This is a genomic window from Bacteroides sp. 41_26, from assembly GCF_949740115.1.
In the GTDB taxonomy this organism is placed as follows: Bacteria; Bacteroidota; Bacteroidia; order Bacteroidales; family Bacteroidaceae; genus Bacteroides; species Bacteroides nordii.
This window is the reverse complement of the sequence record NZ_CATJGZ010000070.1, coordinates 112,648-126,756: the sequence shown is the minus strand read 5'-3', so window position 1 is coordinate 126,756 and position 14,109 is coordinate 112,648. Positions and strand designations below refer to the sequence as shown.

At 39.6% G+C, this 14,109-nt stretch carries 15 protein-coding genes; 9 read left to right on the top strand and 6 right to left on the bottom strand.

Annotated features, from left to right (window positions below; all coding sequences use genetic code 11):
* Window positions 1-156: 156 nt before the first annotated feature.
* The 4 genes from QX565_RS10115 to QX565_RS10100 all read right to left on the bottom strand — a co-directional run bounded on the left by QX565_RS10115 (window position 157) and on the right by QX565_RS10100 (window position 4,425).
* A complete protein-coding gene (locus tag QX565_RS10115; protein WP_289292658.1) occupies window positions 157-1,089 on the bottom strand; it encodes an endonuclease/exonuclease/phosphatase family protein in 933 nt (310 codons plus the stop codon).
* A 29-nt stretch (window positions 1,090-1,118) separates the two neighbouring features.
* Complete coding sequence (locus QX565_RS10110; protein ID WP_289292659.1) at window positions 1,119-2,291, bottom strand: glycosyltransferase; 1,173 nt, start codon at window positions 2,289-2,291, stop codon at window positions 1,119-1,121.
* Window positions 2,292-2,361: 70 nt separating this feature from the next.
* Entirely contained in the window at window positions 2,362-3,372 is a 1,011-nt protein-coding gene (locus tag QX565_RS10105) for an AI-2E family transporter (protein ID WP_289292660.1), read from the bottom strand.
* Between the two features lie 153 nt (window positions 3,373-3,525).
* Window positions 3,526-4,425: a hypothetical protein gene (locus QX565_RS10100; RefSeq protein WP_255585498.1), complete on the bottom strand. Its 900-nt coding sequence runs from the start codon at window positions 4,423-4,425 to the stop codon at window positions 3,526-3,528.
* Window positions 4,426-4,629: 204 nt separating this feature from the next.
* On the opposite strand from QX565_RS10100, the gene QX565_RS10095 reads away from it, so the two are divergent.
* The 8 genes from QX565_RS10095 to QX565_RS10060 all read left to right on the top strand — a co-directional run bounded on the left by QX565_RS10095 (window position 4,630) and on the right by QX565_RS10060 (window position 11,279).
* On the top strand, window positions 4,630-4,980 hold the full coding sequence (locus tag QX565_RS10095; RefSeq protein WP_221649446.1) for a peptidase associated/transthyretin-like domain-containing protein: 351 nt from the start codon (window positions 4,630-4,632) through the stop codon (window positions 4,978-4,980).
* A 29-nt stretch (window positions 4,981-5,009) separates the two neighbouring features.
* A complete protein-coding gene (locus QX565_RS10090) occupies window positions 5,010-5,705 on the top strand; it encodes a sensor histidine kinase (RefSeq protein ID WP_221649445.1) in 696 nt (231 codons plus the stop codon).
* Complete coding sequence (locus QX565_RS10085; RefSeq protein ID WP_221649444.1) at window positions 5,690-6,601, top strand: sensor histidine kinase; 912 nt, start codon at window positions 5,690-5,692, stop codon at window positions 6,599-6,601. Before QX565_RS10090 ends, QX565_RS10085 begins: the two co-directional genes overlap by 16 nt.
* Window positions 6,598-7,317: a LytR/AlgR family response regulator transcription factor gene (locus QX565_RS10080; protein WP_289292661.1), complete on the top strand. Its 720-nt coding sequence runs from the start codon at window positions 6,598-6,600 to the stop codon at window positions 7,315-7,317. The genes QX565_RS10085 and QX565_RS10080 overlap by 4 nt, the downstream gene beginning before the upstream one ends.
* 126 nt (window positions 7,318-7,443) lie before the next feature.
* On the top strand, window positions 7,444-7,608 hold the full coding sequence (locus tag QX565_RS10075) for a hypothetical protein (RefSeq protein ID WP_289292686.1): 165 nt from the start codon (window positions 7,444-7,446) through the stop codon (window positions 7,606-7,608).
* Window positions 7,609-7,927: 319 nt separating this feature from the next.
* The gene (locus QX565_RS10070) at window positions 7,928-8,062 is read left to right on the top strand and encodes a hypothetical protein (RefSeq protein WP_255585496.1); all 135 of its coding nucleotides are present in this window, start codon (window positions 7,928-7,930) and stop codon (window positions 8,060-8,062) included.
* Window positions 8,062-9,093 carry a glycoside hydrolase family 130 protein gene (locus QX565_RS10065; RefSeq protein ID WP_289292662.1) on the top strand — a complete coding sequence of 344 codons (1,032 nt, stop codon included), beginning with the start codon at window positions 8,062-8,064 and terminating at the stop codon, window positions 9,091-9,093. The genes QX565_RS10070 and QX565_RS10065 overlap by 1 nt, the downstream gene beginning before the upstream one ends.
* Entirely contained in the window at window positions 9,090-11,279 is a 2,190-nt protein-coding gene (locus QX565_RS10060; protein WP_289292663.1) for a glycosyltransferase, read from the top strand. Before QX565_RS10065 ends, QX565_RS10060 begins: the two co-directional genes overlap by 4 nt.
* A 113-nt stretch (window positions 11,280-11,392) precedes the next feature.
* Here QX565_RS10060 and trxA read toward each other — a convergent pair whose 3' ends face one another.
* Window positions 11,393-11,875 carry a thioredoxin gene (trxA, locus tag QX565_RS10055; RefSeq protein WP_289292664.1) on the bottom strand — a complete coding sequence of 161 codons (483 nt, stop codon included), beginning with the start codon at window positions 11,873-11,875 and terminating at the stop codon, window positions 11,393-11,395.
* Window positions 11,876-12,142: 267 nt separating this feature from the next.
* Window positions 12,143-13,318: a clostripain-related cysteine peptidase gene (locus tag QX565_RS10050; protein WP_221649438.1), complete on the bottom strand. Its 1,176-nt coding sequence runs from the start codon at window positions 13,316-13,318 to the stop codon at window positions 12,143-12,145.
* A 165-nt stretch (window positions 13,319-13,483) separates the two neighbouring features.
* Between QX565_RS10050 and QX565_RS10045 the strand changes: the two genes are divergently transcribed.
* Window positions 13,484-14,056 (top strand): sugar O-acetyltransferase, encoded by a 573-nt coding sequence (locus QX565_RS10045; protein WP_221649437.1) that lies wholly within the window; start codon window positions 13,484-13,486, stop codon window positions 14,054-14,056.
* Window positions 14,057-14,109: the final 53 nt, after the last annotated feature.

Genomic DNA, 14,109 nt, shown 5'->3' with positions numbered 1-14,109 from the left:
ATAAAAGTTAAACAGGCTGCTACACTAGATAGCAACCCATTTAACTTATTTAACTGTTTTTTCTTGCACAAATATTTGTGCAGGTCTTAGAATTCTGCGTTTCAATAGCTCTGCATCCATCGCCTGTCGCACCTCCCCGTGCGGGAAGCACAAGCACTAATACATCAGTTCCACTTTTACCGGGAAGTGATCAGAGGGTGTGCGTGCCTCGTAGCTTTCAATAGAAATCTCTTCCGGACAATCCTTTGCATTGGCTTTTTCTATTCCTGTAGCTTTTGCGCTTCTATAAGTATCTGTCAGTACCCCGTATTTTTTTACTTTGAACAGCGGAGATATAAAAACATGATCTATCCGGCTTTCCGTGAAGTTATTCGGGTCAAAGCTGTTGAATGTTCCATTGGTAGCGTAGCGGAAGTCTGCTGTTTCATAAGAGTCAACAAGTACTCCCTTTTCGGTTAATGCTTTGTAAGAACTGTGTGTCTGATCTACATTAAAATCTCCTGTGAGGATAGCAGGGAGATTAGCTCCCAGTTCTTTCATCTTCTCTTGTACGAGGAAGGCACTTTCTACACGGGCTTTTTTACCAATGTGATCCATATGGAGGTTAAAGAACAGAAATTCGAATCCGGAATCTTTGCATTTAAAATGTCCCCAACTACAGATGCGAGGTAATACGGCATCCCAACCTATACTTGCTGTATCGGGTGTTTCCGACAGCCAGAAATCTCCTTTCTTGAGAAGATCAAATTTATCTGTACGGTAGAAAATAGCAGAATGTTCTCCTGCCTCTTTGCCATCGTTACGGCCTACACCAATGTAGGTATAACCGGGTAATGCCGCTTTCAGATCTTCCAATTGGCGAATGTATCCTTCCTGTGTTCCAAAGATATCGAAGTCGTGGTATTGTATGAGTTTGGCAATAACCGGATAGCGCGTTCCCCAACCGTTTCCGGCAATAGAGTCGCCTTCATTAGCATAACGAAGGTTATAAGATGCTGTTGTAAATGCTCCGTGTTCAATCGGTTTTTGACTTTGGCAACTGAGTAAACCTATGAGCAGGACGGCTAAAATTAAAAGATTCTTTTTCATAATAATGTATTTAAAGTAGGTTTGTTGTGTTATCTTCTCATGAAGTCTCCTTTCCCCCGATAGAAACGATAGAGTTTGAATTTGAGAGTCTGAAGGGGTTGTAACAGGTCAAATACAGGAAGAGAAAAATAATAGCGTCGGTTGTCTCCTTGTTCTGTCGCTGTCTTATTGATCACAATGGCTTGTGTAATATAGCGTATTAACCATATAAATAGAGCAATGCCGGCTGCCAACCAATGAAGGTTTAGTATTCCGAATATAATACCGGCTATACAAACGATATAAAACAACAGGCGTGAGAAGGTTTCAAAACCAAGAAAGTAGCGCTGGACACCTTTAAAATAACGTGCAGTAGCCATATAGCTCACTTTCTCCTCTTTCCAGTCTTTGTATCTTTCTACGGGTTGCATCTGTATTACAGCATTGCTATTTGTTTCTACCCGTGTATTATCAGGAGTCGCAATCTGGTTAATGAACAAGTCGTCTTCGCCCCGTTGCAGATTCAGGTGGGTAGAGTATCCTTTTTCTTTGAAAAACATCTCTTTCCGGTATGCCAGATTACGTCCCAGTCCCATATATGGTTTTCCGGCAAGAGCAAATCCCAGATAACGCAGTGATGTAAATAAAGCATCGAATGATATGCGTTTATGCAACCATCCCTTGCCACGTTCGTATCCGCTGTATCCCAATACAATCTGGGTATGAGGGGTAAAATTGCGTGCCATTAGTCGTAACCATTGGTTACTTGTAGGTTGACAGTTGGCTTCGGTGAATACCAGCCAATCGTATTTACTCGCTTTGATACCTAGTGTTAATGCCAGCTTTTTACGACTGATATACCTGGCACTTTCCGGAGTGAAACTATGATATAGATGTTGATATTTCTCTTCAAAGGCAGAGAGTACTTCTTCGCTTTCATCCGTAGAACCATCGTTGATGACAATCACTTCAAATTGTGGATAGTCTTGTTCAAGGATAGCAGGCAGAAACTGGCGTAGATTAGACGATTCATTGCGTGCACAGATAATGACCGATAGAGGAGGAAGCTCTTTGGTAAAGTGCAGTTCGTTTTTTTTATCTGCGATATTTCGTGTATGTATCCGGTTATAGATGCCCAGATAATAGAATAACTGAATCACGAGAAGAATTCCGGCTGCTGATAGTAGAATCAGTTCGAAAGTATTGAATGTAAATGCTTCCATTGATTTTTATGTCGTTTTGGTCTTGCAAAAGTACGCAATTTTTCGGGAGATTCACTGTTTTACCATTCGGTTATTTTCGTCCATCCAGATATTCCCGCTTGAACATATCAACAAAGAGGAAAAATAAGGATAAAAGTAAAGGACCGAAGATGACTCCCATGAATCCAAATAGAGAGAGGCCAATGACTACTCCGAAAATAGTAATGAGCGGATGGATGTCTGCCATTCGTTTTTGCAGGATGAAACGTATCAGGTTATCAAGCTGCGAAACAATAATGCCTCCGTAGGCTGCCAGTCCGATGGCATTGAACCAATCACCTGTAACTGCCATATATACAGCTACAGGAAACCATACCAGAGCCGTGCCTACCATTGGGATAACTGTGGCAAAACAGGTTAAGAAACCAAGTAACAAGGCATCGGGAGCTCCGAAAATGAAATAACCAATCATAGCCACTCCTCCTTGTATGATTGCAAGAAGTGGAATTCCAATGGCATTGGAGCGTACAATCATATTAATTTCATGTATCACATGTTTCGTATTTGTGGCATTGAATGGAAGAATATCGTTGATATAGGCTTCCATTCTGCTGCCACCTATCAACATGAAATATAGTACGAATACCAGTACGAACAGATTGATGGCAAAACTACTGATGCCCCCCATTACAGCTTGCCCGATGCGGGGAAGAGCCGAAACAATAAACGACACAGTATCACTGCCCAATACATCATAACCTGTTTTGGCTTTGATAATACCTGCCATCTCTTCAATGGGAGCAATGATAGATTGTGGGTCCAGATTGAAATTCTGCAATTTGTTGACTATGAGCCACACGGTAAGTGAAATAGGGACCAGAAAACATAAAATAGCTTCGGCAGTGATCAACAGAGCCGAAATGCTTCGTTTTATCTTTCGTATTTCAGTGAGGTGCATCATCTGTTTTCTAACAAGAATATAGATAGTCAATGCTCCCAGAAGACCACCCAGGAAAGGAGTGATCTGTTTGAACAGGATGATTCCTAATCCAATAATAATAGCGATAAGTGAAAATTTCCAATATTGCTCTTTTGTACTCATAGTTTAATGTTTTATCATAAATATAAACGCAAAATGAGCTATAAAGGTTTGAGATTATGGAGGTTCTATGACGAATATTGTTTTCCCGGCTGGTTTGTGGTAATAAAATAGGGGGATACTAACCATCTGTCATTTATAGATATGGGGAAGATATCAATCCATATCTGCTTTTACCCAATCTTCTATCATTGTGGGAAGCGGACCATAAGGTTGTACGCTTTCTGTTCGTAAAGGTTTCATTGTACCAAAATCTACTTTGTAGTTTTTACCTTCGGGGGTTACATAATAGACATTGTCTTTTTCTCTTTCATTAAAGGGAATATAAAACATACTTTCTTCCTCTTTAGAAACAGGATACCAGCCGGTGACAAACGGTCTGTTTTTTATATTCAGCGGATAAGTTATATAGTTGAAAAGATAGCAATAGGTATCGAAATCAATATCGTAAGGAAAGCTTAGTACATGCGCTTTGTTAGTGAATTTTTGTATCTTGATAATAGCTCTGTCCTTTTCTTTATTATACATGGCGCAGAAATCTTTTACTAATGTTTCAATTTCGTTGCTATCCACCTTCTCTACTAATATTATTTTGTTATTGGATACTTTATTCTGTGTGAGTATACAGTTTCTTCGTGTTCTTTCTGTTTGTCTTTTTTGTTTCCTTAGTCTCATTTTGTATAAGTCCCAGTACAGAAAGAGGATAAATGCGGCTATTGATGTAAAATATGCTATGGCTGCATGAGAATATTGTGTCTCTGCAAACATAAGCATACAGATTGCCATTCCCAATGAGCCTACAGGTAATCCGATGTTGTCATTCTTTTCCGAGTTACGGTACAATTCTTTGAAGTGAGGACAGTAAATCCATAAGAAGCTGATGAGTGCACTGATCCCAAATAAAATGAGAGTCCCATATTGTTTCGATAAACTTGAGGGAATTTCCAATCCACTCATTCTGAACAGAGTTACCAGAATGATCCAGCTGCCTGTCATTAACGTGTTGACACGTATGAATGGCAATACATATTGCTTTAATGTATTTAGTTTTTCCATATATACTGTTTGGCTTGTCTTGTGGGTAAAGTTAAATATTTTTGTTCTATATCCAATTGATAAAAGAAAAAATATTCATATATGTTGATTCTAATGTCTCTTGACATTCTCTCCTTGTCTACAAAATAACACTGTATGTCTCATTTCCGAAGATCAGTTTTTATCTTGCTTTACCTTCGCAGCAGAATTAAAAAAACAAAAAGAATGAATAAGACAGAATTACTGGCGGCTATGTCCACACAGTCTGATATGAATGTAGACGATTGTAGCCGGATGTTGAAATCTTTAAAAAAGGTTGTAAGTGATGAATTATCACAGAAACTTCGACGGAGTGGCAGCTGGATTTTATTAGGAATAGCTTTATTGGTGTCTGTTTGTGTGTTTGGTCAGGAGAAGGCAATGCGGGCTCCTGTACAGATCATCCGTGGAATAGTTATTGATGGTGCATCCCGTCATCCCATTCCTTATGCTACGGTTCAATTGACAGATAAACCGGAGATGGGTACTGTAAGTGATTTCAAGAATACATTGTTTATTCTTTTTGGCCACAAATAAAAGCGTCACAACCCTTTTTTACTGTAATCATGTTGATAGATTATATTTCTGCACTCTTGATGACTACACTTTGTATGGTAGGAGGTTCTATGACTGTTTTATTGAAACTATGGATAGTTAATAATCAGCGTATTGCACAGTTGGAGAAAGCACATGTTTTATCAGAGGTAGAACAACTGAAAGAACAAGTCAGCCCCTCACTTTTATTTAAAATATTAAACCGTTCGGGGCATCTGGCTCTTACTGATCCGATCAAAGCTTCAAAGATGTTAATGAAACTTAGCCAATTACTACGTTATCAGCTGTATGATTGCAGTAGAGAAAAGGTGCTGCTTGGAAGTGAAATAAGTTTTCTCACTAATTATCTGACGTTGGAACAATTAAGTTCGGAGCGGTTTGAGTATAGCCTCTCTTCGGATGGAGATGTGAATTGTACCTTTGTTCTTCCTTTGCTTTTCATTCCTTTTGTGCAATATGCGGTAGAGCAGATGTGTGAACAGGGCATTTCATTTATATCTGTACATATCCGTCTGAAGGCTGATGTCGACGATATTATATTTGTCTGTTCCTGTCCGGGCATTGATTTCTTTGTAGGTGACGAACGAGGATTAGAGCGAATCAGACAAAGGCTTGATCTCCAATACGGGCAGTATTATGATCTGCAATTAGAAAAGGAAAATATTCATCTGGAGTTGAGAGGAGGTGAGGTATGGAGAAGAAAATAGATGATGGGGTTGTTTCCGATTTCTTGTTAGGTCCTCGTTGTAGGCTTTACCGGCATCTGCTACTACAGCTTGTGGTTTTACTGATAACCGTAAATGTACTTTGGTACGAACCTTTGCAGTCTCTTACGATCCTGCATCGTTTATTGGGATGGGTTATTTATTGGGCTACAATCGATTTTGTAATTTATACTAACATATATTGGCTGGTTCCCCGATTTTTGCAAAAGAATCGCTTAGGACTTTATTTGCTCACGGTCCTGGGAGTGATTTTTCTTGCTATACTTATCACGGTTGTTTATCAGGATATACTATATGCTTCTGCGATGCCCAGTCAGTATCCCGGTAGTTTTGCTATGTTCGTCAATGCTTTTTCCGGAATTCTCACAATTGGTTTTATTACTGCCGGTACGGCTGCTATTATGCTATTTCGGCATTGGATACTTTTTAAATTGGAGGATTTATTGCGTTATCAGATGAATGATAGCTCTCGTGAGAATGTTTCTCTTAGCTCTGATATTCGTTTTTTGAATGATTATCTGAATCTTGAAAAGATACGTCGTGACAAGTTTGAGTATACCCTTATCCAAGAGGGAGACATCGATTCTGTCTGGCTTCCGCCTTTATTGTTTATTCCTTTTGTAGAAAATGCAGTGAAGCACAATTCAGACAGTGAGAATCCTTCTTATGTTCATGTTTCTTTTAAAGTTTGTGACGCGCATCTGGAGTTTCAGTGTGAAAACTCAAAGCCGGTTATAGTGAAAGAGAAAGGTAGGGTAGGAGGTATCGGACTTGCAAATATCCGTCGCCGATTGACTTTGTTATATCCCGGGCATTATCTTTTAGAGAGAAAAGAAACCAAAGAAAACTATACTGTAATTTTATATTTGGATTTATGAATTGTATTATTGTAGATGATGAACCACTGGCGCGAGAGGCGATGGAATTGCTGATTGCAGATACCGGCGTACTCAATCTTATGGGAACTTTCAACAGCGCGGTGTCTGCTTCCCGTTTCATGGAAGAGTATTCGGTTGATCTTATCTTTCTGGATATTCAGATGCCCGGTATTACCGGTATTGAGTTTGCCCGTACCATCTCCAGGAAGACACTTGTTATTTTCACTACTGCTTATACAGAATATGCCCTTGATAGTTATGAGGTAGATGCTGTTGATTATCTTGTCAAACCCATTGAACCGGAACGCTTTAGAAAAGCTGTTGACAAAGCCGTTTCCTATCACTTACTTTTATTGAAAGAAGAAAAAGAGGCTATTGAAACCATTAAAGCTGCTGAATACTTCTTTGTCAAGGCAGACCGCCGTTACTTTAAAGTGAACTTTGCTGATATTCTTTTTATTGAAGGGCTAAAAGACTATGTAATTCTACAACTTAACGACCAGCGTATTATTACCCGCATGACTCTGAAAGCAGTTTTTGACCTTTTACCGGAAAACACTTTTATTCGGGTAAATAAGTCTTATATAGTTAATACCCGGCATATTGATTCTTTTGATAATAACGATATCTTTATTAAATCCAACGAGATAGCTATCGGTAATAGTTACCGTGATGCTTTTTTTGAAGAGTTTGTATTACGAAAGAGAATCAGATAAGTTTGTTTGTATATTGTTTCTTTGAAAAGGTGATACGTTTAGACGATATTGGATAATAAAATAACTAAATTAGAACATATAAGCAGGTAAAGTATCATAATTTTGTCAGAACAAAAATAGTATACTATGAAGAATAAGTTTTTGATAAGTTCTTTACTGTTGTCTTCAATAGGAGGTAGTACAGTTGCCGGCACTGTTCCGGACAAGGAATATCCTAATATTATTGAAAGTAAGAGCTTTGGAAAAGAAGTGGAACCGATGGGCAGAACAACAACACGTTTTTCCTTTTGAATACCGTCCTTGGGGAGAACGTATTAAATACTATAAAACATTGAATCCTGATCAAAGCGGGAAATAACATTAGGGTCTATAGATGGAATTATTTTTTTTGAAGTGCATCTTTTGCAGAGAGATGTATTGGTACTGAGCACCCCATTGTTATGTATTCACATTCTTCCATGATTAATTCAGCCAACGAATGTTATAAAAGAACAATAATCAACACATTATGGTATTTACTGTTTTAATCACCGTATCTTGCAGGATATGAAGAATAGACTCCCGCCTATTTTATCCCGCCTCAGTATAAACTATTCTAAAAAAATGAATCATGAAAGGTAAAGAAAGAAAAAAAGAAGCCAAGAAAGAGAAGTCAGACAAAGCAGGCTCAAAAGTTCTGACTGAGTATCAGAGAGAGAAACAAAGTAAGAGTGAAAGCAAAACGTTCGTAATGCCCAAAACTTAATGGTAAAAATCAAAAGGGAAGGCGTAATACTTGAAACGACTTCTCTTGAGTTTGAAAATGAAAGTGTGATGAATCCGGCAGTAATTGCCGAAGGAAATACGGTACATATGTTCTATCGTGCCGTGAGAGAGGGTAATCATTCCACCATTGGTTACTGTCGTCTTGAGGGCCCCTTGAAGGTGGTAGAAAGGAATACAGTTCCATTGCTGGTGCCTGAGTTTCCGTATGAATGTCAGGGGGTGGAAGATCCCCGTATCGTACAGATTGAAGACATTTATTATTTAACCTATACAGCTTATGACGGTTTCAGTGCTGTAGGTGCTTGGGCTGTCTCTTCTGACCTAAAACATTTTGAGAAAAAAGGAGTTCTCACTTCTCAGATTACGTATCCTCGTTTTAAGGAGTTACTTCGTTCGCAACCGGCTGTTATAGCCAAGTATTATCGTTCCTATAACAAACGGGAAGCCGTAAATGACAAAGGGAAACCTTTGTATCTAATGGATAAAAATTTGGTGTTTTTCCCCCGTAAGATAAACGGGAAGTTTTATTTTATGCACCGGATCCGTCCCGACATCCAGTTTGTAGCTGTAGAGCAATTGGAAGAACTTACTGTAGCCTTCTGGAAACAATACTTCTTGAATTTTGCATCTCATATATTGCTGGCTCCTCTCTATGAGCATGAGTCAAGTTATATTGGTGCAGGATGTCCTCCCATAGAAACACCTGTCGGCTGGCTGCTGATATACCACAGTGTATATGATACTCCTGCCGGATATGTGTACTCTGCTTGTGCTGCCTTGCTGGATATAAACGATCCGTCCGTTGAACTGGCACGCTTGCCGTATCCTTTATTTTCTCCTACAATCGGATATGAACTTTCCGGTGTAGTCAGCCGGGTGTGTTTCCCTACGGGTACAGCTTCGTTTGGCGATACACTTTATATCTACTATGGAGCGGCTGATAAACAAGTGGCTTGTGTGTCGGTACAACTGACTGAGTTATTGAATGAGTTAATAAGTCAAATTAAATGAAAAAGATAATATGCATAACTACTTATCCTCCTCGTGAATGTGGTATTGCTACTTTTGCACAAGACCTGATTCGGAATATAATGACTAAATTTGGTGATTCTTATTCTATAAAAGTGTGTGCGGTAGAATCCGATACAGAAAAGCATGTTTATTCAAAAGAGGTGGAATATACGTTGGATACATCAGACGCTGCTGCCTTTGGTGCACTTGCTGTACAACTGAATACAGAGCGGGAAGTGGAGATGATACTTGTACAACATGAGTTCGGACTGTTTCATGAGAATAGAATGGCCTTCCTGCAATTGTTGGAACAATTGTGTAAACCGGTAGTTTTAATTTTCCATACGGTGCTATCCCATCCTTCTTCTGGGTTGTACGCCTATATAGGGCGTATGGCGGTTGCCTGTGATTCTCTTGTGGTGATGACGTATACTTCTTATAGTATTCTTGAAAGAGAATACCATGTTCCTACCGGGAAGCTGACAGTTATCCCCCATGGTACTCATTTGGTTTCACTTCGCGATAAGAAGAAATTAAAGGAAATATATTATGTTTCCGGTAGGAGGATACTCTCTACCTTTGGTCTGCTGAGTGCCGGAAAGAGTGTTGAAACTACGCTGAAAGCCCTGCCGGAGATTGTGAAAAAGAATCCCACTGTATTGTTTCTCATCATAGGGAAAACACATCCTATGGTGCTTAAGGCAGAAGGAGAGGCATATCGTGAAATGCTTAAAGCGCAGGTTGCCAATCTGGAACTGGAAGAGTATGTCCGGTTTGTCAATTGCTATCTTGAGCTTCCGGTACTATTGGAATATCTGCAACTTACTGATATTTATCTCTTCACCTCCAGCGATCCTTGCCAGGCGGTAAGCGGCACTTTTGTTTATGCACTGAGTTGCGGATGCCCTATTGTGGCTACGCCTATACCGCACGCACTGGAATTGTTGAGTGATGAATCCGGTGTCATCTTCGATTTCAAAGATTCTGCTCAACTGGCCATTGCGGTTAATCGTTTGCTTGCCGATGAGGCATCGCGTTCGGAGATGCAGATTGCCGGCTTGCAAAAAACAGCCGGTACTGCCTGGGAAAACTCAGCCATTGCCTATGCTTTATTATTTCGTACTATCGGTGAAAAAGAGAGAGAACCTCTTGTCTACTCTTTGCCGCCGATTAATATTCGTCATATATTGCGGATGACCCGTCAGTGGGGAATTGTACAATTTGCAAAGGGAAACCGTCCCGATTTAAAAACGGGTTATACACTGGACGACAATGCGCGTGCGTTGATTGCACTGTGCCAGATTGTCGCTTCCGGGATAAACGGATCTTGTACTCGGTATATTAAAACTTATCTTGAACTTATCTGCTACTGCCAGCAACCGGATGGTTCTTTTCTGAATTATATAGATAAGAATCATACCTTCACAAATCAGAATAAAGTGGTAGGACTTGAAGATTCCAATGGCCGGGGTATTTGGGCACTGGGATACTTTATTTTTTATGGCAGGCTTTTTCCGGACTCTTGGGTAGAAGAAGCTCGGGTAGTGCTTCAAAATACTTTTCAGCAAATCAGATGGATGAAGTCTCTCCGTAGCATAGCTTTTGCACTCAAAGGTTTGTATTATTATAACCTGATGTACCCCTCTGATGAGGTACAAGAACTGATCCGGTTATCGGCAGATAAGCTGGCTCGGTGTTACCGGTTGACGGCAAAGGGCAAATGGAACTGGTTTGAGACTTACCTCACTTATGATAACAGTATTCTGCCCGAGGCGATGTTACTGGCTTATCTGGCAACGGAAGACGACACATATAAGACGATAGCACGAAAGTCGTTCGATTTTTTATTGGAGAAACTATTTCCTGAAGATCATATCCGGGTAGTTTCCAACCAGGGCTGGATGCATAAGGAAAAGGAATGCCATAAATATGGTGAACAGCCGGTGGATGTGGCAGGGTGTGTCATTGCATTATCTGTTTTTTATCGGGTATTTCCGGAAGAAGAATACCTAATTAGACAGCGAATTGCCTTTAATTGGTTTTTGGGGCACAATCAACTGCATCAGATAGTTTACAATCCTGCTACAGGAGGCTGTTATGACGGGTTGGAAGAGAATAATGTTAACTTGAATCAGGGAGCCGAATCTACTACTTGCTATCTCATGGCAAGGATGTCTTTGGAGTGAGGAGTAATGCTCTGTTACCATATATATGGTGCCTCATTATAATATATTTTAACGAGGCACTATATATGGGCGTTTTTATTTACAGATGATTATTTCTATATAGCTTCCATTTTTTATTTCTTTTCTAATAGAAACTCGTCTACTATTTTAATCAGCTGATCTTTGGGCATTGCTCCTTGTAAAATTTTTGGTTCTCCTTTTACTGGAATCATTAATAAGGTGGGGATACTTTGGATACCGAATGTTCCGGCGAGTTCAGACTCTTTATCCACATCTATTTTATATACATCTATTTTCCCGGCATAGTCTTTACTTATATTATCCAAAATGGGTGCCATTGCTTTACAAGGACCACACCATGTCGCGTAAAAATCGATGATCGCAGGACGATTGCCTTCAAATTTCCACTCATTGGGATTGGCTTCGTAATTATATACTTTTTTTAAAAAGTCTGCTTTAGTTAATGCTATTACTTCCATATTGCTTTGTTCTTTTTGAAAATTAGCACTTTTATTGTCTTTATTACCTGCACAGGCTGTTGCTATAAAAGTCAGTGTGAGGGCAAAAATTGCAGTTAAGGTTTTAATTGATTTCATATACTTCCTTTTTTTATTGTTTTTACTGTTGCAAAGATAGTGCTGTCAAACATATATATAAATGACAATTTAGCTGAAATGTTTGGCGATTTTTCCCTTTTAACGCTCTTCATAAAAACTTTTCTCAAGAATTATCCTGTTATTTTACTTCCACCAGACTCTTGTAGGATATTTCATCAGAATTGAGTAATAGTTTTAAAAGCATACGTAAACGTTTTGAGGTGGGGATTATAAACGCTTATAAACTATTTATGTATATAAAAAAGACTAATGAGTCGCTTTGTACCACGCAGTCTGATATTTTTCAGTGGCATAAGGGTTAGTACTTGGATCTGAGATTGTTGCACCGGAGAATGTATTGATTTTAATCTTTCCCTTGTTCATGGTGTAATAATAATCGGTATGCCTTTTATAGGGGATAGTGCGTTCCAGTTGTTCTTCAAATCGTGCCAATAGGCCGGCGTCTGTACAGAGTTTTGCTACATAGTCCCCACAGTCGAAAAAGAGGGTGGGGGTATACCCGTCCATTGTCTGTATGGTATATAATGAAGAGGAAGGAAGAGTATATTGGTTATTTATCTCTTTCATTGTAACAGCTAAATTTTCCAACTCGGAACATACCGTTACTCCGATTGTCCCGCAAGGCATTTCTTCGTAGTTCTTATAGAACTCGTAAAATGCATCACATATGCTTTCATAATCGACTTTACCCAACAGATGCGGACCAATCTCAGCATAAGGCATACCGTAAGCCATAATCTCACAAGGGGAAGCAATCAGATAGTCGGTAACTTCTTTCAGATCATAGGCAACTTCTACAGAAGCCATGTAGCAGTCATCAAAGAGAATATACTCCATTTTTATTCCGGCATTTGCAATCCCTTCTGCAAGAGTGGTGGTGTTAGTCTGATATTCAGGACTTAATCCACCGAAATAGCGTGTCATAGGTACGCCTTCATATTCCCAGTGTTTCTTTTGGCCTATACTTCGCGCCTGTGTGGTTGGTACAGGAATCCATCCCATTCCGTGACAACCGATTGTCATGGCATAGCGGTTGGCAGGAGCGAGGGTTTTAACATCATTCAGAATGGAAGTAATGCCTGTGGCCGTAGTGAAAGCGGGGTTATGATAAATTTTCAGGGGTTTGCGTATGCATTTGCCATTATCATATGCCAACTCAAAGAGTACTGCTTCAGTGGGCGAAGTACAGAAGAATACTACAACCCTTTCGTTCTTGAGTATGTTTCGTTGTACTACACTCTCAAAGTCCGATATATTGGTTTCGAAGTAAGATTTAAGATTGCTGGACCATGGAAGATACATGAGTACGGTCTGATCCGTTTTGACAGGCCAATCCTCCTGTTCGCATGATGTAAATGCCAAGGGAATGATTAACAGTATAAGGAGCAAAAAACGTTTCATTACTTTCAGTGGGCAGGTCATTATCTTCTTCTTTTTATAACAATACATTTGTCTTTCAGATACAAACGTAAGAAATATTTCTCTAATAAGGAAAATATAGGGAGGGAATGTGGGTTACTATTCTATTTATTCATTTATATTTGCTGTTCCTATACAAGTTTCCCACAAATCACGAAGTATAAAGAAATGAAAACAGATAAAGAAAAAATGCTGGCAGGTGAACCCTATCTGGCTTTCTGTGACGAGTTGGTAGAAGATCGTGCCCGGGCAAAAGACGTTTTGTTTGAATACAACAATTTGCGTCCGTCGGACATGGAAAGACGTACTGAAATACTGAAGCAATTCTTGGGTGCAACCGGAAAGCAATTGCTGGTCGAACAACCCTTCCGTTGCGATTATGGCTATAATATTCGTGTCGGCGAGAATTTTTATGCCAATATGGGATGTACGATATTAGATGAGGCTTTGGTGACCTTTGGAGATAATGTACTGTTGGCTCCTAATGTGAGTATTTATACGGCAGGACATGCTGTAAATGTGACACGGCGCATAGCCGGTTGGGAGTATGCCTGTCCGGTAGCAATAGGGCATAATGTGTGGATTGGTGGTAATGTAGTGATACTTCCGGGAGTTTCGATTGGTGATAATAGCATAATAGGTGCCGGAAGTGTGGTGACAAAGAACATTCCTGCCAATGTCGTTGCTGTGGGAAATCCCTGTAAAGTGATTCGGGAACTTACCGAAGACGAACGGAAATAAAATACTTTAGATAAAACGGAATATGAAGAAACATTTTTTACTTGCAGCTGGTC